This window comes from Rubrivirga sp. S365 (assembly GCF_032248475.1).
Taxonomy (GTDB): domain Bacteria; phylum Bacteroidota; class Rhodothermia; order Rhodothermales; family Rubricoccaceae; genus Rubrivirga; species Rubrivirga litoralis.
The window spans coordinates 887,522-912,069 of sequence record NZ_JAVTTN010000001.1 but is presented as its reverse complement, the minus strand read 5'-3'; the positions used below and the strand labels follow the sequence as shown (position 1 = coordinate 912,069).

Here is a 24,548-nt window from a genome sequence, read left to right as displayed (position 1 = left end):
GCCGTCGGCGGGAGCAGGCGGGGCGTAGCGAACTCGGCGATAGGGCGCGGGCGGGGTCGGCAGGCGGACGAGGCCCCGGGCGGGGCGGGGTGGCGGCCGCCTCCAGAAGCGTGCCGTCTTACGCGGGGAAGCTACAGGGACGGGCGCGGACGGACAAGGGAGCTTCTCCGTGCCCAACGGGCGACGCGGCCCGCGGCGGCGGTGGCTCGGCGGGCGCCCGTCCGTGCGTAGTTTTTGTCCCCCCACCGCTCCATATGTCCCGGTTCCGACTCGCCCTCCTCTGCGCCGCGCTCGGCGCGACCGGCTGCGGCGACCTGGGCGGGGCGGCCACCCCGCCCGCTGTGACCGCCCCGCCCGCGGCGGCCGACACGGCGGCGGTGGGCGCCGGCGTCCGCGCGGCGCTCGCGGCCCAGGTCGAGGCGTGGAACCAGGGCTCGGTGCGCGGCTTCATGGAGGGCTACGCCCAGACCGACACGCTCACGTTCCTCTCGGGCGGGGCGGTCCGCCGCGGCTGGGACGAGGCGCTCGCCGGGTACCAGCGCGGCTACCCCGACGCCGAGGCCATGGGCCAGCTCGTGTTCTCGGACCTGACCGTCCACGCCCTCGCCGCCGACCGCGCGCTCGCGTGGGGCCGCTGGCGCCTCCAGCGCGCGGGCGACGCCCCGGGCGCGGGGCCGGGCGGCCTGTTCACGCTCGTCCTCGCCCAGACGCCCGACGGCTGGCGCGTCGTCCACGACCACACGTCGTCCGAGTAGACCCCCACGTTATGCCCGTTGCCCCCGACCTCACCGACCGCGTCGTCGTCGTTACCGGCGCCGCCGGCCGCCTCGGCCGCGTCGTCGTCGACCAACTCGAGGACGCCGGCGCGCGCGTGGCCTCGCTCGACCAGGACCCGAGCGGGGCGGCCGGCGCCCTCGTCCTCAAGGCCGACGTGACCGACGAGCACTCGGTGGCCGAGGCGTTCGGCACCGTCGCCGAGCGGATGGGCACGCCGGACGCCGTCGTCCACACGGTCGGGATGTGGGACGGGCGGCCGTTCGCCGAGACGACGCTGGCCGAGTGGCGGGCGGTCCTCGACGTGAACCTCACGAGCGTGTTCATCGTGTTCCGCGAGGCCGTCCGGCGGATGGCGGCGGCCGGCGTGCCGGGCCACCTCGTCGGCGTGGCGTCGGGGCAGGGCGTGGATCGGGGCGCGCCGGAGCAGGCGGCGTACTCGGCGTCGAAGGCCGGCGTGCTCCGCCTGGTCGAGTCCGTCGCCGCCGAGCACCGCGACGCCGAGATCACGGCGACGGCCGTGGCCCCGTCGCTCATCCTGTTCGGCGACGAGCCCGAGGACGCCCGCGGGGTCGACGTGGCCGAGGTGGCCGGCCTGTGCGTGACGCTGTGCGGGACGGCCGGGACGATCCACAACGGGTCCGTCATGCGCGCCTACGGCTCGATGCGGTAGCGCCGCCCCGCCCGCGGGTGTTGCGTGTCCGGTGTTGCGTGGTGCGCGAGGCCGGCAGTCCGCGGTCGTTCCAGGAGGCGCCGCCCCGCCCGCGCGCTACAGTCCGCCCGCTACAGGTGGAGCCAGGGCGCCAGCTTCTCGAACGTCTTGTCCCCGATGCCCTTGACCTCGACGATCTGGTCCGGGCTCCGAAACGGCCCGTTCGTCTCGCGGTAGGCGACGATCCGCCCCGCCAGCGCCGGGCCGATCCCGGGCAGCCGCTGGAGGTCGGCGGCCGAGGCCGTGTTGAGGTTCGTCGGCGCGGGCGGCGGCTTCGACGCCCGGCGTGGGGCGGCGGCGGCGGCCACCTCGGCGGCGGCGACCTGGGCCGCGGGCGCGTCGGCGAGCGAGTTGGCCGGGGCGGTCTCGGCGGGCGGAGCGGCCCCCGTCTGTGCGGGCGGGGCGGCCCCACCCCGCCCGCCGTCCGCGGCGGCAAAGGCGGCGTCGGCCGCCGCGTAGAGATCGGCCGGAACGGGCTCGGACGCTGACCGGAGGCGCCCGGCGACGAGCCCGGCGGCGAGGGCGCCGAGCAGGACGAGGGCGGCGGTCGCCTCGGGGCCGGTGAGGCCGACGCGAGTCTGGAGACGGTAGAGCCAGCGCACGGGCGGGGCGGCGGGTGGGCTCCGCTAGACGCGCGCCGGCCGGCGACGTAACCCCGCCCCGCCCGCGCTCCTCAGCAATCCGTGAGCGGGCGGGGCGGGGCACAAGCGGGGCGGGGCGGGCGTACCCCGCCCATGATCGTCCGCACCGACGCCGTCGTCCTCCACGCCTTCGACTACGGCGAGACGAGCCGGATCGTCCGGCTCCTCACGCGCCAGCACGGCGTCATCGGCGTCATCGCGCGCGGGGCGCGGCGGCCGACGAGCCAGTTCGGGTCGGCGCTCCAGCCCATGTCGTACGTCCAGGCCGTCTACTACTACCGGCCGCAGCGGGGTCTCCAGACGCTGAAGGAGGCCGCGCCCATTGTTCGGTGGCGCCGACTTGGGACCGACCTCGACCGGGTCACGCTGGGGCTCCGCGTGGTCGAGATCGCGCGCGCGCTGCTCGGCGAGGGCGAGGCCCACCCGCTCGCCGTCAACCTGGTCACGCAGACGCTCGACTTTATAGACGAGTCGGACGACCGGCCGGCGAATGCGCTCCCATGGTTCCAGCTCCGGCTGGCCGCCCTCCTCGGGTTCTCGCCCGACGTCCAGCGCGAGGACGTGCTGGCGCTGGGCGACGACGGCGGGCGCCTCCTGCTCCAGAGCGGGACCGTCCTGGCCGCCGGCGCCGATGCCGCCGAGCGCGGGCGGGCGTCGTCAGGCGTCCGCGCCAGCCGCCCCGCCCTCCGCGCGTTCGCCGTGTTCGCGCGGACCGACCTCCCGACGGCCGGCCGCATGCGGCTCGACGAGCCCACGCGGCGCGAGGTCGAGTCGCTCGCCGACGCCTACCTCCGCACGCACACCGAGGCCACGTACCCCGAGCGGGTCCGCCAGGTGAGCGACCAGATCGACGCCGCGCTCGCGGCCGCCCGCGGCGGGGCGGACTCATCGGGCGGGGCGGCGGGGCGGGGCGGAACCGGATGACGGGGGTGGGGTTCTCCGCTCTAACTCTTGTTGCAACGACGACCACCCCGCCCGACCATGACGCGCTCCTTCCTGATCCCCCTGGCCGCGGCCGGTCTCGTCCTCGCCGGCTGCGGCGACGTGGGCGACGCGCCCGTCGCCGAGACGACGGCGGTCGAGACCGCGACCACCGGCCCGATCACCTTTACCGGGTCCGCCCTCCCCATCTCGGCCACCGACAGCACGGTCCAGTGGACCGGGGCCAAGCTCACCGGCAACCACCTCGGCGGCTTCCGCACCGTCACGGGCGACGTCTACGTCGACGACGGCCAGGTGACGGGCGCCGACATCGAGATCGACATGACGACGGTCTACAGCGACGACGACCGGCTCACGGAGCACCTGTCGAGCGCCGACTTTTTCGAGGTCGAGACGTACCCCGTGGCCCAGTTCCAGTCGTCCTCGATCCGCCCGGTCACGGCGGCCGACTCGCTCCTGCCCGAGGCCGCGACGCACGTGGTGACGGGGCAGCTCACGATGCGCGACCAGACCAACCAGATCTCGTTCCCCGCCGTCATCGAGCGCACGGACGACGGCGCGACCGTCGAGGCGTCGTTCCTCATCGACCGGACCAAGTGGGGCATCACGTACCCGGGGATGCAGGACGACCTCATCAACGACCAGGTCCGGCTCGAGCTCAACGTGGCCACGGGCGACGCGGTCGCCGACGGGCCGGAGCTCGCGAGCTGACGGCTGGACGGCGGAGCGGGCCGCCCCGCTCCACGCGCCTCGTGGGGCGGCTCCGCACGGGGCCGCCCTTTTTTCGTGGCGGTTTCCGCCGCAGAGGGGTTTCGTGATGAAGGGGAACGCCGCGCGCCCTACCTTCGAGGCGTCCAGCACGCAGGTGCCTTGCATGAGCCGTCGCCAACTGACCCACAAGCAGCACGCGTTCCTCGCCTACCTCCGCGACCACGTCGAGACGCGCGAGGTGTGGCCGACGTACCGCGAGATCGTCGACCACTTCGGGTACCGCTCGCCGAACTCGGTGACGCAGAACCTCCGGGCGCTCGCGCGCAAGGGCTACCTCCACCGCGGCCGGGACGGGTACGCGCTCGCCGAGCCCGGCGACGGCGTCCACGTGCGGGGGACGTTCCTGGGCGGCCGCGTCGAGCCGGCCGCCGGGCGGCTCTCGCTCGGCGCGCTCCTCGGCGACCTCTCGGGTCTCCACGCGATCCGGCTCGACGGCGAGGCCGCCCGGACGGCCGAGCTGGGCGAGGCGCACTACGTGTTCGTCAGCGAGGAGGAGGCGGCGGAGGGCGGGGCGGTCGTCGTCACCGACGGGAGCCGCCTGTCCGTCGGCCGCGTGGGCGCTGGCGGCGACGTGGCGTGCGACGACGCCGAGGTCCGCGAGGTGCTCGGGAGCTACGTCGGCCACGCGGGGCCGTACGGGCTCGTGCGCCACGTGCCGGCCTAGGCGCCCGGTGGCCCAGGCTGGGCCGCCCCGCCCCGCCCGTCGCCGCGCCGCCCCGCCGATCCCTTGGCCCGCCGGCACCGCTCGGAGCAGTAGCGGACGGACTTCCAGTCGCGCGCCCACTTCCGGCGCCACGCGAACGGGCGCCCGCACACGGCGCAGGTCTTGGTGGGGAGCGTGGGCTTGTGGTGGGCCATCGGCGGAGGGCGGAGGGCGGAGGGCGGAGGGCGGAGGGCGGAGGGCGGAGGGCGGAAAGATGCGCCACCCCGCCCGCAACGCGCGAGGGCGGGGTGGTACAACGGGCGGGGTGGCTCCGTGCCCACCGGGCGGGGCGGCCGGCCGGTGGCGGCGGGCGGAGCGTAACCTTTCGCGACCTGCTCCCCCGCCCCGCCCATGACCGTCCGCCAGATCGCCGCCGTGAAGACCGCCCGGTACGCCGTGCTGGGGCCGGAGGACGGGCCGGTGGACGAGGTGTGGATGGCGTGCCACGGCTACGGCCAGCTCGCGACGTACTTCGCCCGCCACTTCGAGGGCGCGCTCCGGCCCGGCCGGCTCGTCGTCGTGCCCGAGGCGCTCAGCCGGTTCTACGTGACCGAAGGCGGCCGGCGCGTGGGCGAGCGCGTCGGGGCGAGCTGGATGACGCGCGAGGACCGCGAGGCCGAGATCGCCGACACCGTCCGCTACCTCGACGACGTGTTCGTGGCCGCCTGCGCCCGCGCCGACGCCGACCCGCGGGCGGTCCGCCTGGGCGGCATGGGCTTTAGCCAGGGGACCTCGACGGTCGTCCGGTGGCTGGCCTACAGCCCGCTCATTCAGAGCCGCGAGCGGCGGGCGGGGCGGCTCGTGCTGTGGGGCGGGGCGCTCCCGCACGACCTCGACCTGGGCGAGCACGCGCCGTGGCTCAACGCGGCCGACCTCCGGCTCGTGGCCGGCGACCGCGACTCGTTCGCCACACCCGGCCGCATTTTGAAGGAGGAGCGGCGCCTCACCGACGCCGGCGTCGCCTACGAGTCCACGTCGTTCTCCGGCGGCCACCGGCTCCACGACCGCCTGCTGGCCGACGTTATGCAGCCGATCGAGTAGATGCCAGACCGCCCCGCCCCGCCCTCCGACCCACGCTCGGCCGACGCCGCCCCGCCCGTCGGGCGCTTCGCACCGAGCCCGACGGGCGACCTCCACGTCGGCAGCGCGCTCGCGGCGCTCGCGGCGTGGGCGAGCGTGCGCGGGCGGGGCGGCCGGTTCGTCTGGCGCGTCGAGGACCTGGACGGGCCGCGCGCCGTGGCCGGCGCCGCCGAGCGCCAGACGGAGGACGCGCGGTGGCTGGGGCTGGACTGGGACGAGGGGCCGGGCGTGGGCGGCCCGCACGCGCCGTACTGGCAGTCCGAGCGGGGCGGGCTCTACGAGTCGGCGCTCGCGCGGCTCGCACGGGCGGGGCGGCTGTTCCCGTGCGCCGTCTCGCGGAGCGATCTCCGCGACCTCGCGAGCGCCCCGCACGGCGGGCCGGGCCTGCCGCCGTTCCCGCCGGCCCTCCGCCCCGCCCCGCCCGCGGACGGCTGGTTCGAGGACCCCGAGGCCCGCGCCGACCGCGCCCTCCGGTTCCGAGTCGACGGCGGGCCGGTCTCGTTCGACGACCGCGTCGTGGGCTTCGTCGAGGAGGACGTGCGGCAGACGACGGGCGACTTCGTGCTCCAGCGCCGCGACGGCGTAACGGCCTACCAACTCGCCGTCGTCGTGGACGACCTGGCGATGGGAGTGACCGAGGTCGTCCGCGGCCGCGACCTCCTGGACTCGACGGCCCGTCAGATCCTGCTCGCGCGGGCGCTGGGCGGGGCGGAGCCCGTCTACGCTCACGTTCCCCTCGCCGTCGGGGCGGACGGCGAGAAGCTCTCGAAGCGGGACGAGGGCCTCACGGTCCGTGCTCTCCGCGAAGCCGGCGTGGCGCCCGAGGCGCTCGTCGGCTGGCTGGCCGAGGCGCTCGGGCAGCCGGGGGCGGGGCGGCGCGCGGCGGCCGACGTCGCGGCCTCGTTCGACCTGTCCCGCGTGCGGCCCGAGCCGGTCACCGTCCCTGCCCGTCTCGCCGCACACCTCCGCGCGCGCTAGCCGCCCCGCCCGATGACGCTCCGCCTCCCCCTGCTCGCGCTCGCGCTCCTCGCCGGCCCCGCCTCGGCGCAGATGCTCCCGTCGGGGACGTGGACGGGCACGCTGGAGCACGGCGGCGACGCCCACCCCGCCCAGGCCGAGATCGAGCGGTGCACGGGCGGCTTCACGGTCGCCCTCGACGTGGCGGGGCGGCGGGCCGACGTCACCGAGGACGGCGCGGCGACGTGGGAGGGCGGCCGGCTCCGGTTCGAGACGTCGCGCGCGCGGTGGCCGGGCCTGCTGCTCCCCCGGGCGCTCGCGTGCAGCCTGGAGCAGGACACCGAGACGGGCGCGCTCGCCGGCGTCTGCCGGGCGGGGCGGACGACGTACCGGCTCCGCCTCGCGCCGCCGGCCAGCGGCTCGTTCGGCTGCAAGTAGGTCCGGGCGGGGTGCGTCGCCGCCCCGCCCCCAGCGCCGCTGCGAGACCGCCTCCTCTGGGGAGCGGGGCAGTCTGGGCGACGCGTCACCCCCCGGTGCTGGCGTAGGGGCGGGCGACCTGGAACGAGAGCGACCACTCGCCGGAGCGGCCCGTGACGAGGTCGCGGAGCACGCCGGACAGCTCGACCACGTCGCCGGGGCGAACGTCGCCCGGCGTTGGGAGCACGATGAACTCGCGGCCCGTCGACGACGACGTGCCCGAGACCGTCGCGCTCAGGCTGACGAGCTCGCGGCGCCCGTCGCGGACGGCCCAGACCGACCGCTCGACCTCGTACCGCGACCGGCCGCCCTCCGTGCCCAGGTCGTACGCCTCGACGGCGACGCCGACCGTAGCGCCGGCCACGAGGGCGGCGTACGGGTACCGCCACGCCTCGCGGGCCGCCCCGCCCGCTCCGAGCGCACGCGCCGCGCCGGAGGGGACGAGGTGCGGGAGCGGGTCGCTCACGACGAGCCCGCCCGGCCCGGCGGCCAGCGGCGCGAGCGGGCCGGCGTGCCAGACGGCGTGGCGGAGCATGGCCCCGTCGCGGTCGAGGACATCGGCCTGGACGGCGACATCGGGGCGGGCGCCGGCGGACGCGAGCGTCGCCGTGGCGACCGGCGTCGTCCGCCCCGCCCCCACCGCCTTCGGCGGAACCGCCGCCACGCGGTCGGCGGGCGGGGCGGGGCGGCCCCCGACCACGCGGAGCCGGGCCGTCGAGCGGACCACCCGGGCTACGTCTCCCAAGCCGTCGAAGGCGCCGGGCTCAGGCGCCCACGCGAGCTCAACCCGGAGACTGCCGTCGGCGCCCCGGAACCGGGCGGACCGGACAGCGAGCGGGAACGCACCAGGGAGCGGGAGCGGCGGCCCGGCCGAGGGCACGAGGTCGCGGGCGGCGACGGCCCGGCGGTGCTCAGACCGGACGAAGTCGAAGAACCCGGGGCCTATGACGCCGCCCGTCCTCCCGCCGATGAACCGCTCCCCAACCCCGAAGCCGCTCGCGAAGCGAGCGGCTCTAGACCCCGCCGCGAGCGCTCCGTTGGTGTACTCGAGGAGCGCGTCGTGGAGCTCGTTCTGGACCCGACTGTAGGCCGGGTCGTAGAGCACGAGCGTCCTGACGAAGTCGTCGAGGGCGAGGGCTGCGAGCGCGGACCACTCCGCGCTCCCCGAGCCGACCTTGGGGTAGTACAGGCCGGGGGGGAGGAGGTCGAGCGGGAACGCCTCCCGCCACCCTCCCCCGTCTTCGACGAACAGGAAGGTCGCACCGCTCGCGTAGGTCCACAGCGCGTTGGTGGGAACGAACGCGGTCAACTCCGAGATCGATGCGTCGAGCGTGTTGGACCGGAGCCACCGGGTCTGATCCGGCTCCCCGAATCGGACGTAGACGGCGCCGCGGTCGTCGTACCCCGCCCCGCCCGCGGTGCTCTCGGGCGGCGTAGGAAACCGAGCCTCGGCCTCGGCCACGCGGCGGAGGTGCTCGACGAGCCGCTCGTTGGCCTCCGTCACCGGCAGCGGGTCCTGCCCGTTCCACCACGCCACGAGGGCGACGCCGGCGCCGGGACGGAGCGAGCCGGGCGCCCCGCCGAGGCTGTCCCGGAGCGAGTCGGGCAGGACCGGCCACGCCTGCGCGACGAGCCGCCGGACGTCGGGCTTGGCGCCCGGCCCCGCCGTCACGAGCCGGTCGAGGTAGGCGTCGGCCTCGGCGCTCGCCTGCCCGTCGATGACCTGGGCGACGGGCAGGGCGGGGCGGAACGAGCCGCACCCCGCCAGACCGAGGACGATGAGCGCGGCGGCGAGGGCGGGGCGGCGCATGACGGGCGGGGGTAGCGTGCTGGACGAGCCGCGACAACGTCGGGGCAGGTAACGGTTTCCGCAATCCACCCGCCTCGCCCGTGATGCTCTCTACGCTTCGCCGCGGAGCGCGCGGACGGCCGCGAGCACGGCCGGCCCCTCGGCGAGCGGGCAGCCCCAGTAGTCGAAGATCCCGCCCCGCCCTCCGTTCTGGCCGCACACGACGAACACGCCCGTCCCCAGCTCGCGCTTGAGGTGGGAGGCGAGCCACCCGACGAACCCGCTGTTGTCGACGCCGGCCGGGAAGTGGAACCGGAAGACGGCGAACGGCTCGGCCGCCCCGCCCTCGGCCGGCACGAGCTGGCTCCACACCTCGTCGTCGCCGACGACCGCGAGCGCGCCTGGGTGGACGGCGGGCGGGGCGGAATTCGAGGGCGGGGCGGGCTCGTCGCCCCCGCGCTACTCCGTCTGCTGCCAGCTCACCGACTGCCGCGCGAGCACGTCGGCCGGGTCCACGTCGGGGTCGAGGAGCGCCGCCGCGACCCGCTCCATCCGCGCGCCCTGCGAGCCCTTGACGAGGACCGCGTCGCCCGCGCCCGGCGCGAACGGCCGCCCCGCCCGCAGGGCGTCGGCGAGGTCGGTCGACGTGGCGAAGGTCAGGACCGCCCCGCCCGGACCCGCCGAGTTCAGGAGCTCGGCGGCTCGGCCCATGATCTCGCCCACGGCCACGACGAGGTCGGCGTGCTCGCGTGCCGCGTCGAGCACGACCACGTGCTGCTCGACCTCGTCCGCCCCCAGCTCGAGCATGTCGCCCAGGAGCGCGACGTGGCGCGTCGCGTCGAGGTCGCGGAGCACGCCGAGCGCCGAGCGCGTGGCCCCGGGCGAGGCGTTGTAGGTGTCGTCGATGATCGTGCTCCCGCCCCGCCCCGGGAGCCGGACGAGCCGGCCCTTTTCGGGCTGGATCTGCGCGAGCCCGCGGTTGATGGCCGCGTCGTCGAGCCCCAGCGCGCGGCCGACGGCGGCGGCGGCGAGCGCCGTCGAGAGCGCGTGCTCGCCCAGGAGCGGGAGCGTCGCCGTCACGATGTCCGGGCCGACGTCGGCGTCTGGGGCTGCTCCGTAGAGGAGGACGCGGGCGGCCAGCCCGTCGGCCATCGCGCGGACGCGGGCGTCGTCGGCGTTGAGGACGGCCGTCCCCTCCGGCCCCAGCGCGCGCACGATCGCGCCCTTTTCGCGCGCTACGCCCTCCAGGCTCCCCAGCGTCTCCAGGTGGACGCCCTGAACGGCCGTCACGACCGAGACCGTCGGCGGGAAGAGCCGGCACAGCTCGGCGATGTCGCCGGGGATCCGGGCGCCCATCTCCAAGACGGCCACGGAGTCGGCTGCGAACGTCCGATTGAGGACCGTGAGCGCGAGCCCGAGCGGCGTGTTCAGGTTGCCCTCGGCGGCCACGACCTCGAACCGCTCGCGGAGCACGGCAATCGCGGCGTTCTTCGTCGTCGTCTTCCCCACCGAGCCCGTGATGCCGACGACGGCCGCCCCGCTCTCAGCCATCTTCTGGTGGGCGAGCGACGTCAGGTGGTCCAGCGCGCTCTCGACGCGGACCACCTCGACGCCCTCCGGCACGTCCACGTCGCGCTCGACGACGACGGCGGCCGCCCCGCCCGCGACGGCCTGCGGCACGAAGTCGTGCCCGTCGAACCGCTCGCCGCGGATCGCCACGTAGGTGTCGCCGGGCTGGAGCGTGCGCGTGTCGGTGGAGTACATCGGGTTATGGGTTACGGGTGATGAGTGACGGGCGGGGCGGCTGAGTTTGCCGCCCCGCCCTCAGGGCCGAGGGAGCACAAAGCGGGCGCTCCTGTCGGGCGGGGCGGTGCGTGAGGAAGTCTTCTTGCTCATCACTCGTCACCCGTCACCCGTCACCCGCCCCCCCACGTCGTCACCAGGGCGGCGTCGCGGCGGTGGCGCTCCAGCGCGAGGCGGACGAGCCGGTCGGCGAGCGCGGGCGGGGCGAGCCCGGTCCGCTCCCACATCACGGGGTACATGCTCCGTTCGGTGAAGCCGGGGATCGTGTTGACCTCGTTGACGAGGACGCGGCCGTCGTCGGCCACGAAAAAGTCGACGCGCGCGAGCCCCTCGCAGCCCAGCGCCGCGTACGCCTCGACGGCTAGGGCGCGGACGCGCTCGGCCACGTCGGGCGCGAGGTCGGCCGGCACCTCCATCCGCGCGGCGGCGGCGTCGACGTACTTGGCCTCGTAGTCGTAGAACGCGGCCGTCGACACGATCTCGCCCGGGACCGACGCCCGCGGCTCCTCGTTGCCCAGGACCGCGACCTCGATCTCGCGGCCCACGACGGCCTCCTCGACGAGCGCCTTGCGGTCGTACCGGAACGCCGCGTCGAGGGCGGGGCGGAGCCCATCCTCGGCCTCCACCTTCGCCACGCCCACCGACGACCCCGAGCCCGCCGGCTTCACGAAGAGCATCGGCCCGAGCCGCCCCGCCAGGTCCGCGAACGACGGGGCGGGGCGGCCCGCCCGGACCGTCACCGACGCGGCGACGGGGACGCCGGCGGCGGCGAGCAGCCGCTTGGCCGCGTCCTTGTCCATGCACACGGCCGAGGCCAGCACGTCCGGCCCGACGTACGGGAGCCCGAGCGTCTGGAGCAGCCCCTGCACGCGGCCGTCCTCGCCGTTGACGCCGTGGAGCATGGGGAACACGACGTCGACCTCGACGGGGTCGAGCGCCCCGCCCGCGCCCTCGGCGAGCAGGCGGCCCGTCGCGTCGGCGGCGAACAGGAGCGGCCGCCCCGCCCCGCCCGCGCCAGGCTCGTCCGCCAGGTCGCCGTCGGGCTCGACCGTCCACCGCCCCGCCCGGCTGATGCGGAGGGGGACGACTGTGTGGCCAGCCTCGCCGAGCGCCCGGCGCACGTTCCGCGCCGAGCGGACGGAGACCTCGTGCTCCGGCGAACGGCCCCCGAACAACAGACCAACACGAAGAGACTCACTCACAGGCGGACGGGCGGGGTGGGGAGCGGAAAGCTACACGCGCGGCCCGCCGCCCCGCCCGCTAGAAGTAGACGCTGACGCCGGCCTGCGCGCCCCGCGAGACGAGGGAGACCCCGAACTCGTTCGCGCTCTCGTTCAGCCCCTGTGGGTCCTCCGGCCCAGCCTCCCGCTCCAGGCTCCGGTAGGTGTAGGTCGCGTCGAGCGAGGCGCCGTACTCGGCGTTCAGCGAGATGGCCGAGGAGACCGGCCACTCGACGCCGATCACGCCGGCCGCTCCCAACCCCACGCCCGCGAACGACTGCTCGGCGCTCTGCTCGCCCCGGTCCGCCTCGAACCGGCTAAACTGGAACGACGCGCTGGGGCCGAGCCCGTAGTAGAGGTAGATCGGCGTCCGGGAGCGCGCGTACCGCAGAAAGAGGAGGTCGGCGCCGAGATTCACCCGCTGGCTCTCCTGATCGCCGAACGCCTCCCCGCCCCCGTCGCTGATGCTCAGGCCCGCGCCGACGGTGAGGCCAAGCCGCAGGGCGCGCTCCGCGCTCGACTGCCACTTGATCCCCAGCGCGCCCCCGTCGAGCCCGGTGAGCCCCGAGTCCAGGTTGGCGCTGAACAGCAGCGCGCGGGCGCCGGCCACGACGGGCGTGTCGTCGTCCTGGGCAAACGCGAGCGGGGCGGCGAGGGCGACGAGAAGGACGGCGGCGGAGCGAAACGGGAGCATGAGCAGGCGGTCGGTGGGGGAATGGGAGAGAGCCGCCCCGCCCCGCCCGGAAGTCACGCGGCGAGCGGCGCAAGCTTAAGGAGATGCCGCCGGGCGCGTGCGGGGCCGCCTCCACCCCCGCCTCCTGGACGACCTGCGGGCGGGGTGGCCGCCCCGCCCGCACGCAACGAGGCCCGGCCGAACAGCGTCGGCCGGGCCTCGGAACGAGTGCCTGGGGGCGGGGTGGCGCCCTAGTTCAGGTGCGCCGCCAGCTCCTCGCGGCGGTGCTTCTGGCGGAGCTTGCGGAGCGCCTTCTCCTTGATCTGGCGCACGCGCTCGCGGGTTAGGCCGAACCGCTGGCCGACCTCGACGAGCGTGAGCGGCTGCTCGTGCCCGATCCCGAAGTAGAGCCGCGTGATCTCGGCCTCGCGCGGGTGCAGCGTCGAGAGCGCCCGCTCGATGTCGATGTTCAGGCTCTCGTTCGTGAGGTCCTCGTCCGGCTGCTCGAAGTTGTCGTCGGCGAGGACGTCGAGGAGGCTGTTGCCGTCGTCGTCGTCGAACGGGGCGTCCATCGAGAGGCTGTGGCGGCTGTGCTGGAGGCCCTCGACCACCTTCTCCTCCTTCAGGTCGAGCTCGCGCGCGATCTCGTCGGGCGTCGGCTGGCGGCCGAGCTCCTGGGCGAGCCGGGCCGACGCCTTCCGCATCTTGGAGAGCGTGCCCACGCGGTTGAGCGGGAGCCGGACCGTGCGGACCTGGTCGCTCAGCGCCTTCAGGATCGACTGGCGCACCCACCAGACGGCGTACGAGATGAACTTGAACCCGCGCGTCTCGTCGAAGCGCTGGGCCGCCTTGACGAGCCCGTAGTTCCCCTCCGAGATGAGGTCGGAGAGCGAGAGGCCCTGGCCCTGGTACTTTTTGGCGACGGAGACCACGAAGCGGAGGTTGGCCCGCACCAGCTTGTGCAGCGCGAGCTGGTCGCCCTGCTTGATCTTCTGGGCGAGCTCGACCTCTTCTTCGGGCTTGAGGAGCGGGACCTGACCAATCTCTTGGAGATACTGGTCCAGCATCCGCTGACTGCGGGGGACGTACATCGGCGGCGTAGGGATGGGGGGGTGGGGGCGACGTCGGCCTCGGGAGGCGGCTCGGACGGCCCTCCAGGGGTCCGAGCGGAGTCGCAAACGGGAGTCGGGGATTACCCTGGCCCGCAATACAGCGGACCCGGATCGTAGTCGGCCCAGCGGGCGCGGGTTCCGTGCCACTCAGGTTTTCTCGTGGCCTCCGTGCAGGCGCAGGCTGAGCGTCGGAGCTTGTCTAACGGTCTGGGGTGGCCCTCCGTCTCTGCGCCCCCCGCTCTTCGCCCCGCATTAACTGGGCGGGGTGGGACCCGACGACGACGCGGCGCCCGCCTATTCCGCCGCCCCGCCCAGCGCCTGCCGGACGTCGTCCCACAGGTCGGCCTCGGCTTCGAGCCCCACCGAAACGCGGACGAGCCCCGACGCGACGCCCCCCGCCCCGCCCGCCGCGCGCTGCGTGAGCCCGGCCGGGTGCTGCGCGAGCGTGTCCGTCGAGCCCAGGCTGACGGCCGGCGTGGCCAGGCGGAGCCGGCCGAGAAAGGCCGCGGCCGCCGCGAACGCGCCCGGCCCGTCCGCCTCGCCGTCCGGCCCCAGGACCTCGAACGAGAGCATCGGCCCCGGCCCGCTCATCTGCCGCCCCGCCCCCACGAGGCCGCTGTCGACCAAGCTCGGGTGGTACACGCGGCCCACGGCGGCGTGGCGGGCGAGGCGCGCGGCGAGCGCCGTCGCCGTCGCCTGCGCGCGCTCGACGCGGAGCGGGAGCGTCGGGAGCCCGCGGTGCAGCAGGTACGCGCCGTCGGGGTGGAGCACGGCGCCGGTCAGGATGCGGACCGTGCGGAGCCGGGCGGCCCACGCCTCGGAGCACCCGACGACGCCGGCGAGCACGTCGCCGTGGCCGCCGATAAACTTGGTCGCGCTGTGCCACACGAGCGCGGCGCCCTGCGCGAGCGGGTGCTGGAGGACGGGCGTCCCGAACGTCGAGTCGACGCACACGGGCGCGGCGCCGGCCGCCTCGACCACGGCCGCCACGTCGACCAGGTCGAGCGTCGGGTTGACGGGCGTCTCGACGCACACGAGCGCCGTGTCGTCGCGGACCGCGCCCGCCACCCCGCCCGCGTCGGTCCACGTGACGTCGAGCCCCAGGAGGCCCGACGACAGCAGGCGGTCGGTCGTGCCGTACGTCGGGCGCACGCCGACGACGTGGTTTTTGCCCTCCTCGCGGGCGGCCAGGAGCGTGGCCGTGATCGCCGCCATGCCGGACGCGAACGCGACGGCCGCCTCGGCGCCCTCGACCTCGGCGTAGCCAGCCTCGAACCGGGCGACGGTCGGGCTCCAGAGGCGCGAGTACACCGCCCCGCCCGCCTCGGCCGGTCCCGCCCCGCCCATCAGGGCGTCGAGGCTGGCGACGGCGTCGTCGAGCCGCTCGAACGGGTACGTCGTCGAGAGGTCGATGGGGAGCGCGTGGACGCCGAGGGCGCGGAGGTCGCTCCGCCCGGCGTGGACGGCGACGCTGTCGGGGTCGAGGGGCATGGCAGGACTGGGGACTGGGGACTGGGGACTGGGGACTGGGGACTGGGGACTGGGGACTGGGGACTGGGGACTGGGGACTGGGGACTGGGGACTGGGGACTGGGGACTGGGGACTGAAAATGCGCTGGGCGGGGCGGGGAAGCTCGCCGACTGCCATTTCCTCGTTCCTCTTTCCCATTTCCCCCTCCCGCCCCCTCACCCGAACGAGCCCGTCACGACGAGCACGTCGTAGAGCGCGTGCGTCCAGGCGGCGAGCGCGAAGCCGCGGACGAGGAACACGGCGTTCAGCGCGAGCCCGAACAGGAACCGGAACGCGAACACGTCCAGCGTGAACGGGTCGCCCAGCGGGCCGACGTGGTGGACGAGGCTAAACACGGCGGCGCCCACGACCGCCGCGAGCGCGTAGGCCCGCCGCCGCTCGACGCCAACCGCGCGGTGGACGAGCCAGAACAGGCCGCTGACCAGGACTACGCGGAACACGAGCTCCTCGTAGAGCCCGGCCCCGATCGACAGCGCAAGCTGGAGCCCCAGCCCGAGCTCCGCCATCTGCGCGAGCGCGAGGTCGGGGAGCCACGCCGGCCACGCCCCGAACAAGGCGCCGACGACGCCGCCCACGAGAAACGCGAGCACGACGGCGTAGGCCAGCGACTCGGCCACGAGGAGCGCGAAGTAGCGCGGCACGAGCGGCGGGTGCCGGCCCCGGTCGCGCCAGAACACGACGAGCCCGACGGCCACGACCGCCGCGCCGAGCGCCATCCACCCCGCCCCGCCCAGCGCGGCGAGGAGCGTCTTGAGCCACACGTCGGCGCCTACGCGGATCTGGCCGGGGCCGCGGTTGGCGAGCAGCACGCCGACCTCGTAGAGCACGAACAGCGGGAGCGCAGCGAGGAAGCCGTACGTCGGCGTCCGCGTGACGGCGAGGTATCCGCTCGGGCGGGGCGGCGGGGCCGCCGGAGCGGGCGCGGCGGTGGGTTCCGTCTGGGCGGCGAGTCGGGCGAGTTGGTCGGCGGGGGACGACACGGGCGGACCCCAAGGCGGGGCGGCGGGACCGCTCGGGTACGCGGCGGGCGGGGCGGAGATGCGCGAGCAGCACGCGCGCCACCCCGCCCACGGCACGGGCGGGGCGGATTCGTAGGGACACCATGCATGGTGTCCGCATCGGGGGCACCGTACGCCCGCCCCGCCCGCATCGAACACGACACGTCATGTTCCTACGACGGCTCGACGTCAGGCGGGGCGGCGACCGGTGAGGCCGCCTCGCACGTTCTCCCGAGAAAGCGCTTCCACCCCGCCCCGCCCGCTCGTTTATTGGAGCCCCGCCCCGTTCCCGGCCCCTATGCACCTGCTGACTCCGCTGACCGTCCGGCTCCGCCTCGCCCTCGCCCTCCTCCTGCTCGCCCCGCTCGGCGCCCGCGCGCAGGCCATCGACCGCGTCGAGCCGGCGTCGTGGTGGGTGGGCATGGAGCACCCGGAGCTCCAGGTGCTCGTCTACGGCGACGACATCGGCCGGGCGCGCGTCGAGATGGACCCGTACCCGGGCGTCCGGCTCGACGGCGCGACGGCGGTCGAGAGCCCGAACTACCTGTTCCTCGCGCTCACCGTCGGCGAGGAGGCGCGGCCGGGCGCGCTCACGTTCCGGTTCCGCCACCCCGACGGCGACCTCGTCCGCACCTACGAGCTGAAGGCGCGCGAGCCGATGGGGCCGGACGGGCGGGGCGGGGCGGCCGGGTTCACGAGCGCCGACGTCATCTACCTCATGATGCCCGACCGCTTCGCCAACGGCGACGTCACCAACGACTCGGTCGCGGGGCTCCTGGAGGGCGCCGACCGGAGCGACCCCAATGCCCGCCACGGCGGCGACTTCGCGGGCGTGGCCGAGCGCCTGGGCTACCTCGACGCCCTCGGCCTGACGGCGCTCTGGTTCACGCCCGTCTTCGAGAACGACATGACGCCCGAGTACGGGGCCTACCACGGCTACGCGGCGACCGACATGTACAAGGTGGACCCCCGCTTCGGGACCAACGAGGAGTTCGTGGACCTCGTGGCCGCCGCCCACGACCGCGGCCTCAAGGTCATCATGGACATGATCCACAACCACGTCGGCGACCGCCACTGGTGGATGGCTGACCCGCCGACCGCCGACTGGGTCCACAGCTACGAGCGGTACGGGCAGACGAACTACGCCGTAGCGACGGCCGTCGACCCGTACGCGTCCGAGGTCGACCACAGCGGGCTCGTCGACGGGTGGTTCGTGGCCGAGATGCCCGACCTCAACCAGGACAACGAGCTGCTGGCGCAGTACCTGCTCCAGAACACGGTCTGGTGGATCGAGACGGCCCGGATCGACGGCATCCGCATGGACACCTACCCGTTCCCGGACAAGGACTACATGGCCCGGTGGGCCGAGCACGTGCTGGCCGAGTACCCCGACTTCAACATCGTGGGCGAGGCGTGGATGTACACGGTCCCGCACGAGGCGTACTGGCAGCGCGGGTTCGAGGCCGCGAGCGGCGACGGCTACGACTCGCACATCCCGTCGGTCACCGACTTCCCGCTGATGTACGCCTTCCGCGACGCCGTGGCGCCGGAGAACGGCGAGGACGGGCCGGAGCGGCTCTACCTCGCGCTCTCCCAGGACCTCCTCTACCCCGAGCCCGAGCGGCTCGTCACGTTCCTCGACAACCACGACACGGTCCGCTTCCTGAGCCGCGTGGACGAGGACGACGCCGCGCTCAAGATGGCCTACGCCGTGCTCATGACCACGCGCGGCATCCCGCAGGTGTACTACGGGACCGAGCTGGGCCTGGCCAACCTGGACCCCGCGCTGGGCGACGGCTCCAAGCGGGCCGACATGATGGGCGGCTGGCCCGGCGACGAGCGCGACGCCTTTACGCGGGCGGGGCGGACCGACCGCGAAAACGAGATCCTCGACTACGTCACCGCGCTCACGACGTGGCGCCGGACGGCTGACGTGGTCCACCACGGCCAGCTCACGCACTTCATCCCCCGCGACGGCGTCTACGTCTACGTCCGCCACCCCGCCCCCGACGCGGACGGCCCGGGCGGGGCGGCCGGCGGCTCGGTGATGGTGGCCGTCAACGCGGCGGCCGAGGCGCGGACGCTGGACATGGCCCGCTTCGCCGAGCGGCTCGACGGCTACACGACCGCGCGCGACGTGGTGACGCGCCGGTCCGCCCCGCTCGGCGCCACGCTGGACGTGCCGGCGCGGACGGCGCTCGTGCTGGAGCTCTCGCGCTAGAACACCTTCGGGGTACGGGGTACTCGGTACGGGGTACTCGGTACGGGGTACTCGGTACGGGGTACTCGGTACGGGGTACTCGGTACGGGGTACTCGGTACGGGGTACGGCCCTGGGTGGGCGTCCCGGGTCGCGTACCCGGTGCCTCGTACCCGGTACCTCGCACCCTGTACCCTCCTGCCCTCCGCTCCCGCCGCCCCGCCCCTTTCCCCTCTCCCCATGTCCCACCCCTGGTGGCAGACCCGCGTGGTCTACCAGATCTACCCCCGCTCCTTCCAGGACGCCAACGGCGACGGCATCGGCGACCTCGCGGGCGTCACCGAGCGGCTGCCCTACGTGGCCGAGACGCTCGGGATCGGGGCCGTCTGGCTCAGCCCGTTCTACCCCTCGCCCCAGGCCGACTTCGGCTACGACGTCTCGGACTACCGCGACGTGGACCCCCAGTTCGGCACGCTCGACGACTTCGACGCCCTCGCCGCGCGGTGCCACGAGCTGGACCTCAAGCTCATCGTCGACTTCGTCCCCAACCACTCCTCCGACCAGCACGCGTGGTTCCAGGAGAGCCGGGCGGGGCGGGAGAGCGCGAAGCGCGACTGGTACGTCTGGAGCGACCCGAAGCCGGACGGCTCGCCCCCGAACAACTGGCTGAGCCACTTTGGCGGCCCGGCCTGGACGCTCGACGAGGCGACGGGCCAGATGTACCTCCACAGCTTCCTCCACGAACAGCCCGACCTCAACTGGCGGAACCCCGAAGTCGAGGCCGAGATGCTCGACACGCTCCGGTTCTGGATGGACCGCGGCGTCGACGGCTTCCGCATCGACGTGGCCCACTCGATCCTGAAGGACCCCCAGATGCGCGACAACCCGCCGCGCACCGCCCCGCCCGAGGGCGCGTTCAAGTCGCTGGGCGAGTACGACACGCAGCTCCACGTCCACGACAAAGCGCACGCCGACGTCCACGACGCGTTCGCCCGCATCCGCCGGACGGTCGACGGCCACTCGGACGCCGAGCGCGTGGCGATCGGGGAGATCCACGAGTTCGACCTCGACCGCTGGGCCTCGTTCTACGGCAAACCGACGGGCGACGGGCACCTGAGCGGGCTCCACATGCCGTTCAACTTCGGCCTCCTCAACGTCGAGTGGACGGCCGCCGACGTCCGCGCGCACGTCGACGCCGTCGAGGCCGCGCTGCCGGACGGCGCCTGGCCGAACTACGTGCTGGGCAACCACGACGAGCCCCGGCTCGCGACGCGGCTGGGGCCGGAGAGCGTGCGCCTGGCCGGGCTCCTCCTGCTCACGCTCCGCGGCACGCCCACGCTGTACTACGGCGACGAGTTGGGGATGCCCGACGTGGACGTCCCGCTCGACCAGCGGAAGGACCCGTGGGCCGAGCGGAGCGGGGACCCTACGCTGAGCCGCGACGGCTGCCGCACGCCGATGGCCTGGGACGGCTCGCCGTCGGCCGGCTTCTCGACCGCCCCGCCCGACGCGCTGTGGCTCCCGCTCCACGCGTCGCACGACCGGGTCAACGTGGAGGCCGAGTTGGCGGACCCCGACTCGCACCTCGCCTTCTACCGCCGCGCGCTCGCCGTCCGTCGCGAGACGCCCGCGCTCCAGACCGGCGCCTACTCCGGGCTCGACGGCGTGCCCGACGGCGTGTTCGGCTTCACGCGCGGCGACGACGCGCTCGTCCTCCTGCACTTCGGGGGCGGGGCGGTCCACGTCGACCTCCCCGCCCGCTTCCGCGACGGCCGCGTCGCGCTCTCGACCGACGGCCGCGACGGGGGCGGGGCGGCGGGCGCGTCGCTCGCGCTGCCGGCGTGGGGCGGGGTGGTCGTCGTGCGGTAGCCCACCCGGCCCGCACCACCAAGGGGCGGGGCGGCCGCGAGTAAGTGCCGGGCACGACATACCTTGCGCGCGGGGCGGGGCGGCCTACCTTGACCGCCACCCCGCCCCCGCTGCCATGCCGCTGGTCTCGCGCCTCCGCCCCGCCCTCGTGCTGGCCGCCGTCCTCGCCGGCTGTGGCTCGTCGGAGGGCGTGCGCGAGGCGCCCGACCCCAACGTAGTCGAGGGCGACGAGATCGAGCGCCGCGACATCGCCCGGGTCGAGGAGATGCTGCGCGGCCAGGTCGCGGGTGTCGACGTGCGCCAGGGCGAGGGCGGCCTGATTGTCCGCATCCGGGGCGCCGAGGACTTCGGCCTCAGCGGGGGCGACCCGCTCTTCGTCATCGACGGACTCCCGATCGCGCAGGGCATGCGCGGCGTGCTGGTCGGCATCAACCCGCGCGACGTCCAGTCGATCCGTGTCCTCAAGAACGCGTCCGACACCGCGCTCTACGGCTCGCGCGGGGCCAACGGCGTCATCCTCATCACGACGATGCGGCCCTCGGCTCCCAGCGACGACCAGTAGAGCGGGCGGGGCGGCACGCACAGAGCGTGAGGGCGGGGCGGATGCGGGACGCCCCTACGCGGCGGACCGCCTGCGTAGGAAGGACGGACCGTCTGGAACGTCACTCCGGGAAACCACGACGCCCCTGCCGTCTCGCACGAGGCCGGAAGCGCTCCCGAAGGACGCCTCGTTTATGGGGGAGGCCTGCCGCCCGAGAGGCCCCGGCCGCACCGCTGGCTCCCCCCGGGCAGGTGAAGGGGGAGCGGAGACGAGCCCGGACGCTCCACGCTAAAAGGAGGGAGTTATTTGGTATAAAGGGCACGTCGAAGTGCCCTGTGCGGCGGGCCGGATCGGGCTCTGATCGCGTGGAAGCGCTTGCGGGAGGGGGAGCCGGAGCCTACTTTCACCGAGAAGCGAAAGCGCTTTCACTGGCTCCGCACTCCCCCACCCCGCCCCTCACCGAGATGAGTCGATCCGCTACTCTGCTCGGGCTCGTAGCCCTCCTGCTGGCGCTCGCCGCCCCGCCCGCCGCGGCCCAGTCGCAAACTGTCACCGGCGTGGTGACCGACGCCACCTCCGGCGACCCGCTCCCGTTCGTCAACATCATCATCCAGGGGACGACGCGCGGCGTCGCGACCGACGTCGACGGGAACTACTCGATCGAGGTCCCCGGCCCCGACGCCGTCCTCCTGTACCGCTTCCTCGGCTACGTCGAGCAGGCGATCACGGTGGGCTCGCAGAGCGTGATCAACGTGGGCCTGGAGGAGGACTCGAACGTCCTCGACGACATCGTCGTCGTCGGCTACGGGACGCAGCGCCGCGGCGACGTCACGGCGTCGGTCGCGACCGTCGACATCGACGACGCCAACCAGGCCGTCGCGACCGCCCCGACCGACCTCATCGAGGGCCGCGTGGCCGGCGTCAACGTGGTCGAGACGAGCGGCGAGCCGGGCGCGGGCGTGTCCATCCGCATCCGCGGCGGGACCTCGATCGCGGCCTCGAACGAGCCGCTCTACGTCGTCGACGGCATCCCGATCTCGGGCGCGAACGTGACGCCGGGCGGGTCGGGCGAGGTCGGGACGAGCCCGCCGCGGAACCCGCTCACGCTCCTCAACCCGAACGACATCGAGTCCATCACGATCCTCAAGGACGCGAGCGCGACGGCCATCTACGGCTCGCGCGGAGCCAACGGCGTCGTCCTCATCACGACCAAGTCCGGCGTCGCCGGCCAGGTCACGATCGACTACGAGGGAACGACCTCGTTCGCGACCGCGGCTCAGACGTTCGACGTCCTCTCGGCCGACCAATTCCGCGGCTTCGTCCAGAACGCCGTCGCCGACCGAGTCATCGGGTACGACGACAGGGGCAACTTGATCGACATCGTGGGCGGCTCGACGCCCGTCCCCGCCCCAACCCGGGAGAACCCCGACCGCGTGGTCTTCCCGAACGGGACGGCCGACGTGATCGACAACCTGGGCGGCGCGAACACCGACTTCAACGACGCCGTCTTCCGCACGGCCGTCTCCCAGTCGCACAACCTCTCCTTCGGGGGCGGCTCGGCCGGGTCGCAGTACCGGGCCAGCCTGAGCTACCTCAACCAGGAGGGCGTCGTGATCTCGTCCGGGCTGGAGCGCATTACGGGCCGGCTCAACGCCGAGACCCAGTTCCTCGACGACCGGCTCCGATTCGGGCTCAACCTCACGAGCGCGCTCACGAACGACGACTTTACGCCGGCCAACGCGACGGGCGGCTTCCGCGGCGGCATCTTCCAGAACGTCATCGACTTCCGCCCCGACCTCCCCGTCACGGTCGCCGACGGCGCCGACGGCGCGGCCCCGCAGTACACGGAGATCGCCGGCCAGCGCGACATCCGCAACCCCGTCGGCCTCGCCGAGCAGCTCGACGAGACAGGCCGGACTACGCGGACGCTGGGGAACGTGACGGCAGCGCTTGACCTCGTCGAGGGGCTCACGGCCCAGCTCAACCTGGGCGGCGACCGCTCGGTCGGCACACGCCGCGCGTTCTACCCGAACGCGAGCCCGGTGGGGGCCGAGTTCGGCGGGGCGGCCTTCCAGCAGACCCTGAACCAGACGTCGGTCACGCTCCAGACCTACCTCACCTACACGCGAGCGTTCGGCCAGAACAACCTCGACCTCCTCGGCGGCTACGAGTACTCCGACTTCGACCGGGACGAGAACGCGGTCCAGGGCGTCGGCTTCACGACCGACTTTACCGAGGACAACGACATCCGGGCGGCCGAGGACCTCCCGGTGGTCGGCGGCAACTACGGGCCGGGCAACTTCTCGACGCGGTCGGAGAACCTGCTCGCCTCGTTCTTTACGCGCGCCAACTACAACTTCGACCAGAAGTACTACCTCACCGGCTCGCTCCGCTACGACGGGTCCAGCCGCTTTTCCGAGGACAACCGCTACGCGCTCTTCCCCGCGGTCTCGGGCGCGTGGCGGATCTCGGAGGAGTCGTTCCTCGCGGGGAACTCGACGGTCTCCGACCTCCGCCTCCGCGCCGGCTACGGCGTGGTCGGCAACCAGGACATCGGGGACTACCTGTACCTCCCGCTCCTCGGGTACTCGGCGTCCAACTCGGCCGTCATCGACGGCGAGGTCCTGAGGGGGTACGCCCCGTTCCAGCTCGTCAACCCGGACCTCCAGTGGGAGCAGAAGGAGGAGTTCACGGTCGGCCTCGACTACCGCGTCCTCGGGGACCGGGTGTTCGGGTCGATCGAGTTTTTCCGCAACACGACGAACGACCTCCTCCTGCCGGTGACGATCCCGCAGCCGGCGGCCGTCTCGACGCAGATCCAGAACATCGGGTCGCTCCGGAACACGGGCGTCGACATCTCGCTCGACGCGTTCCTCCTGGAGACGGAGCGGAACTCGGTCTCGCTCGGCGTCACGTTCAGCACCGTGCAGAACGAGATCCTCGAGCTCGGCGGCCGTGACCAGCTCTTTACGGGCCGGGTCAGCGGGCGCGGCCAGTCCGACATCAACGCGCTCCTGCTCACGCCGGGCGAGGAGTTCCCGGTCATCTACGGGCCGGAGTTCACGGGCCGCTTCGTGCCCGAGGGCACCCTCGACGACGACGGGAACGACATCGGCGGCCTCCCCCTCTTCAACGACTACGAGGCCGAAGACCTGGACGGCGACGGCCTCATCGGACCGCTCGAGCGCACGCTCGTCGGCGAGACGCGGTCGCCGGGATCGGACGACCGCGTCAAGATCGGGAGCGCGCGGCCGGACTTCACGTACGGCATCCGGCTCAACGGCGAGTTCGGCGACTTCGCCGTCCGCGCGTTCTTCCGCGGCGAGCAGGGCCGGGACCTGTTCAACAACACGGCGCTCGTCTACGAGACGCAGAGCGCGGGCCTCCAGGGCCGCAACTTTATCGCCGGCGACTTCAGCCCGGACGAGTCCCGCCGCGCCGCGCCGATCTTCTCGTCGCGCTACGTCGAGGACGCCTCGTTCTTCCGGCTCGACCAGCTCACGCTGGAGTACGGCGTCGGCCGGTTTATCCCCCAGCTCCGCTCGGCGCGGCTGTTCCTGACGGGGAACAACCTGTTCGTGATCACGCCCTACAGCGGGCTCGACCCCGAGGTCAACACGAACGCCGCGGTGGGCCAGATCAACGCGATCGGGATCGACTACCTGAACTACCCGCGCGCCCGGACCTTCTCGATCGGCGTCAACCTCGGCCTTTAACCCTTGCTGCGTGGGCGGGGTGGTCTCGACCGCCCCGCCCC

The 24,548-nt window shown here is 74.0% G+C and carries 21 protein-coding genes and 1 pseudogene; 12 read left to right on the top strand and 10 right to left on the bottom strand.

The window, feature by feature from the left end; all coding sequences use genetic code 11:
- The first annotated feature begins 254 nt into the window (after positions 1 to 254).
- Positions 255 to 755, top strand: coding sequence for a nuclear transport factor 2 family protein (locus RQM47_RS04005; protein WP_314007483.1), 501 nt, complete (start codon positions 255 to 257; stop codon positions 753 to 755).
- 11 nt (positions 756 to 766) lie between these two features.
- The gene (locus RQM47_RS04000; RefSeq protein WP_311661285.1) at positions 767 to 1,447 is read left to right on the top strand and encodes an SDR family NAD(P)-dependent oxidoreductase; all 681 of its coding nucleotides are present in this window, start codon (positions 767 to 769) and stop codon (positions 1,445 to 1,447) included.
- Positions 1,448 to 1,557: 110 nt separating this feature from the next.
- On the opposite strand, the gene RQM47_RS03995 is transcribed toward RQM47_RS04000, so the two are convergent.
- The gene (locus RQM47_RS03995; RefSeq protein ID WP_311661284.1) at positions 1,558 to 2,088 is read right to left on the bottom strand and encodes a helix-hairpin-helix domain-containing protein; all 531 of its coding nucleotides are present in this window, start codon (positions 2,086 to 2,088) and stop codon (positions 1,558 to 1,560) included.
- Between the two features lie 132 nt (positions 2,089 to 2,220).
- On the opposite strand from RQM47_RS03995, the gene recO reads away from it, so the two are divergent.
- The 3 genes from recO (at position 2,221) to RQM47_RS03980 (ending at position 4,504) form a co-directional block, all read left to right on the top strand.
- Positions 2,221 to 3,051, top strand: coding sequence for a DNA repair protein RecO (gene recO, locus RQM47_RS03990; RefSeq protein WP_311661282.1), 831 nt, complete (start codon positions 2,221 to 2,223; stop codon positions 3,049 to 3,051).
- A 57-nt stretch (positions 3,052 to 3,108) separates the two neighbouring features.
- Positions 3,109 to 3,780 (top strand): YceI family protein, encoded by a 672-nt coding sequence (locus RQM47_RS03985; protein WP_311661281.1) that lies wholly within the window; start codon positions 3,109 to 3,111, stop codon positions 3,778 to 3,780.
- Positions 3,781 to 3,943: 163 nt separating this feature from the next.
- Positions 3,944 to 4,504, top strand: coding sequence for a hypothetical protein (locus RQM47_RS03980; protein ID WP_311661279.1), 561 nt, complete (start codon positions 3,944 to 3,946; stop codon positions 4,502 to 4,504).
- On the opposite strand, the gene RQM47_RS03975 is transcribed toward RQM47_RS03980, so the two are convergent.
- The gene (locus tag RQM47_RS03975; protein ID WP_314007480.1) at positions 4,501 to 4,698 is read right to left on the bottom strand and encodes a DUF2256 domain-containing protein; all 198 of its coding nucleotides are present in this window, start codon (positions 4,696 to 4,698) and stop codon (positions 4,501 to 4,503) included. The genes RQM47_RS03980 and RQM47_RS03975 overlap by 4 nt on opposite strands.
- Before the next feature lie 196 nt (positions 4,699 to 4,894).
- On the opposite strand from RQM47_RS03975, the gene RQM47_RS03970 reads away from it, so the two are divergent.
- From RQM47_RS03970 to RQM47_RS03960, 3 genes are read left to right on the top strand one after another with little or no spacing between them, the layout of a single operon-like run.
- Positions 4,895 to 5,584 (top strand): esterase, encoded by a 690-nt coding sequence (locus tag RQM47_RS03970; RefSeq protein WP_311661276.1) that lies wholly within the window; start codon positions 4,895 to 4,897, stop codon positions 5,582 to 5,584.
- Positions 5,585 to 6,601, top strand: coding sequence for a tRNA glutamyl-Q(34) synthetase GluQRS (gene gluQRS, locus RQM47_RS03965; RefSeq protein ID WP_311661275.1), 1,017 nt, complete (start codon positions 5,585 to 5,587; stop codon positions 6,599 to 6,601).
- Between the two features lie 12 nt (positions 6,602 to 6,613).
- Entirely contained in the window at positions 6,614 to 7,018 is a 405-nt protein-coding gene (locus RQM47_RS03960) for a hypothetical protein (RefSeq protein ID WP_311661274.1), read from the top strand.
- Between the two features lie 85 nt (positions 7,019 to 7,103).
- On the opposite strand, the gene RQM47_RS03955 is transcribed toward RQM47_RS03960, so the two are convergent.
- The 8 genes and pseudogenes from RQM47_RS03955 to RQM47_RS03920 form a co-directional block, all read right to left on the bottom strand.
- Positions 7,104 to 8,867 (bottom strand): GWxTD domain-containing protein, encoded by a 1,764-nt coding sequence (locus RQM47_RS03955; protein WP_311661272.1) that lies wholly within the window; start codon positions 8,865 to 8,867, stop codon positions 7,104 to 7,106.
- 90 nt (positions 8,868 to 8,957) lie between these two features.
- Positions 8,958 to 9,266: pseudogene (locus tag RQM47_RS03950) on the bottom strand (DUF6196 family protein); the annotation flags it as partial.
- 39 nt (positions 9,267 to 9,305) lie between these two features.
- Positions 9,306 to 10,610, bottom strand: coding sequence for a UDP-N-acetylmuramoyl-tripeptide--D-alanyl-D-alanine ligase (murF, locus tag RQM47_RS03945; RefSeq protein WP_311661270.1), 1,305 nt, complete (start codon positions 10,608 to 10,610; stop codon positions 9,306 to 9,308).
- Positions 10,611 to 10,762: 152 nt separating this feature from the next.
- Positions 10,763 to 11,851: a D-alanine--D-alanine ligase family protein gene (locus tag RQM47_RS03940; RefSeq protein ID WP_311661269.1), complete on the bottom strand. Its 1,089-nt coding sequence runs from the start codon at positions 11,849 to 11,851 to the stop codon at positions 10,763 to 10,765.
- Between the two features lie 58 nt (positions 11,852 to 11,909).
- Positions 11,910 to 12,563, bottom strand: a complete 654-nt coding sequence (locus RQM47_RS03935) for an outer membrane beta-barrel protein (protein WP_311661268.1) — start codon at positions 12,561 to 12,563, stop codon at positions 11,910 to 11,912.
- A gap of 230 nt (positions 12,564 to 12,793) precedes the next feature.
- Positions 12,794 to 13,633, bottom strand: a complete 840-nt coding sequence (locus RQM47_RS03930; protein ID WP_311661267.1) for an RNA polymerase sigma factor RpoD/SigA — start codon at positions 13,631 to 13,633, stop codon at positions 12,794 to 12,796.
- Between the two features lie 315 nt (positions 13,634 to 13,948).
- Positions 13,949 to 15,145, bottom strand: coding sequence for a trans-sulfuration enzyme family protein (locus RQM47_RS03925; protein ID WP_311661266.1), 1,197 nt, complete (start codon positions 15,143 to 15,145; stop codon positions 13,949 to 13,951).
- A gap of 194 nt (positions 15,146 to 15,339) precedes the next feature.
- Positions 15,340 to 16,164 (bottom strand): type II CAAX prenyl endopeptidase Rce1 family protein, encoded by an 825-nt coding sequence (locus tag RQM47_RS03920; RefSeq protein WP_311661264.1) that lies wholly within the window; start codon positions 16,162 to 16,164, stop codon positions 15,340 to 15,342.
- A gap of 316 nt (positions 16,165 to 16,480) precedes the next feature.
- Here RQM47_RS03920 and RQM47_RS03915 point away from each other — a divergent pair, with 316 nt between their 5' ends.
- The 4 genes from RQM47_RS03915 to RQM47_RS03900 all read left to right on the top strand — a co-directional run bounded on the left by RQM47_RS03915 (position 16,481) and on the right by RQM47_RS03900 (position 24,507).
- Complete coding sequence (locus RQM47_RS03915) at positions 16,481 to 18,403, top strand: glycoside hydrolase family 13 protein (RefSeq protein WP_314007475.1); 1,923 nt, start codon at positions 16,481 to 16,483, stop codon at positions 18,401 to 18,403.
- A 218-nt stretch (positions 18,404 to 18,621) separates the two neighbouring features.
- The gene (locus RQM47_RS03910; protein WP_314007472.1) at positions 18,622 to 20,250 is read left to right on the top strand and encodes an alpha-amylase family glycosyl hydrolase; all 1,629 of its coding nucleotides are present in this window, start codon (positions 18,622 to 18,624) and stop codon (positions 20,248 to 20,250) included.
- A gap of 115 nt (positions 20,251 to 20,365) precedes the next feature.
- Positions 20,366 to 20,812: a TonB-dependent receptor plug domain-containing protein gene (locus RQM47_RS03905; protein ID WP_311661259.1), complete on the top strand. Its 447-nt coding sequence runs from the start codon at positions 20,366 to 20,368 to the stop codon at positions 20,810 to 20,812.
- Positions 20,813 to 21,255: 443 nt separating this feature from the next.
- A complete protein-coding gene (locus RQM47_RS03900) occupies positions 21,256 to 24,507 on the top strand; it encodes a TonB-dependent receptor (RefSeq protein ID WP_314007469.1) in 3,252 nt (1,083 codons plus the stop codon).
- Positions 24,508 to 24,548 lie beyond the last annotated feature (41 nt).